The sequence below is a fragment of the Paraburkholderia sp. LEh10 genome, from assembly GCF_017814945.1.
Classification (GTDB): Bacteria; Pseudomonadota; Gammaproteobacteria; order Burkholderiales; family Burkholderiaceae; genus Paraburkholderia.
Genome location: NZ_JAGIPX010000188.1, coordinates 1 through 1766, shown reverse-complemented (window position 1 = coordinate 1766; position 1766 = coordinate 1). Strand labels below are relative to the sequence as shown.

Genomic DNA, 1766 nt, shown 5'->3' with positions numbered 1-1766 from the left:
ATGGAAGTCATCAACCATACGGTGATCAACCTGATCATTTTCGTGCTGGCGATCTACGTCGGCTATCACGTTGTCTGGAATGTGACGCCGGCGCTGCATACGCCGCTGATGGCCGTGACCAACGCGATTTCGGCCATCGTCATTGTCGGCGCGATGCTCGCGGCGGGCCTCACGGTCGGCGGCACGGGCAAGTTCTTCGGCACGGTGGCCGTCGCGCTTGCGGCGGTGAACGTGTTCGGCGGATTCCTCGTCACGCGACGAATGCTGGAGATGTTCAAGAAGAAGGAGCCGAAGAAGATCGCGGCGCCTGGTGCTGCGAAGGAGGGTGCATGATGAGCCTGAACGTCGTTACGCTCCTGTATCTGATCGCCTCTGTCTGTTTCATCCAGGCGCTCAAGGGCCTGTCGAATCCGAAGACGGCGCGAACGGGCAACGTGTTCGGCATGGTCGGCATGGCGATCGCGATTCTTACGACCGTCGCGCTGATCTCGAAGCAGGCCGCGCTTCTGGGCTCGAACCTCGCGCTTGGGCTATCGCTGGTGTTCGTCTCGCTGATCGTCGGCGGCGCGATCGGCGCATTCGTCGCCGCGCGCGTCGAGATGACCAAGATGCCTGAACTGGTCGCCGCGATGCACTCGCTGATCGGTATGGCGGCCGTGTGTATCGCGTATGCGGTGGTGTCGGAACCGGCCGCGTTCGGCCTCGGCGCGGAAGAAGGCGTACCCGGCTTCCTGCCGTACGGCAACCGGATCGAACTGTTCATTGGCACGTTCGTCGGCGCGATCACGTTTAGCGGTTCGGTGATCGCGTTCGGCAAGCTGTCGGGCAAGTACAAGTTCCGGCTGTTTCAGGGCGCGCCCGTCGTCTATGCGGGCCAGCATCTGATCAACCTGCTGCTCGCGCTCGCAATGATCGGCTTCGGCGTGATCTTCTTTCTCACGCAGTCGTGGCTGCCGTTCATCATCATGACGCTGATCGCGTTCGCGCTGGGCGTGCTGATCATTATCCCGATCGGCGGCGCGGACATGCCTGTCGTCGTGTCAATGCTGAACTCGTACTCGGGCTGGGCGGCCGCGGGCATCGGCTTCTCGCTGAACAACGCGATGCTGATCATCGCTGGTTCGCTGGTGGGTTCGTCGGGCGCGATCCTGTCGTACATCATGTGCAAGGCGATGAACCGCTCGTTCTTCAACGTGATTCTGGGCGGCTTTGGCGGCGAGGCGGGCGCGGCGGCGGCGGCAGGTTCGGGCGAACAGAAGCCGGTGAAGTCGGGCTCGGCGGAAGATGCGTCGTTCATGCTCGGCAACGCGGAGACCGTCGTGATCGTGCCGGGTTATGGCCTTGCTGTCGCACGCGCACAGCATGCACTGAAGGAGCTGACCGATCTGCTGATCGAGAAGGGCGTCGATGTGAAGTACGCAATCCACCCTGTCGCGGGGCGGATGCCGGGTCACATGAACGTGCTGCTGGCGGAGGCCGAAGTGCCGTATGAGATCGTCCACGAAATGGAAGATATCAACGGCGAGTTCGGCCAGGTCGACGTGGTGCTGGTGCTCGGCGCGAACGACGTGGTGAACCCGGCGGCGAAGAACGATCCGAAGTCGCCGATTGCGGGCATGCCGATCATCGAGGCGTACAAGGCGCGCACGGTGATCGTCAACAAGCGGTCGATGGCGGCGGGTTACGCCGGGCTCGATAACGATCTTTTCTACATGGACAAGACGATGATGGTCTTCGGCGATGCAAAGAAGGTGATCGAAGACATG

Annotated in this window: 2 protein-coding genes; both read left to right on the top strand. The window is 62.0% G+C overall.

Annotation, left to right across the window (positions count from 1 at the left end; all coding sequences use genetic code 11):
- Positions 1–333, top strand: a 333-nt coding sequence (locus J8I87_RS43830) for an NAD(P) transhydrogenase subunit alpha (RefSeq protein ID WP_209938866.1), incomplete at its 5' end; no start/stop codon positions are given.
- A partial coding sequence (locus tag J8I87_RS43825) for an NAD(P)(+) transhydrogenase (Re/Si-specific) subunit beta (RefSeq protein ID WP_209938868.1) occupies positions 333–1766 on the top strand: 1434 nt, incomplete at its 3' end. The genes J8I87_RS43830 and J8I87_RS43825, both read left to right, overlap by 1 nt.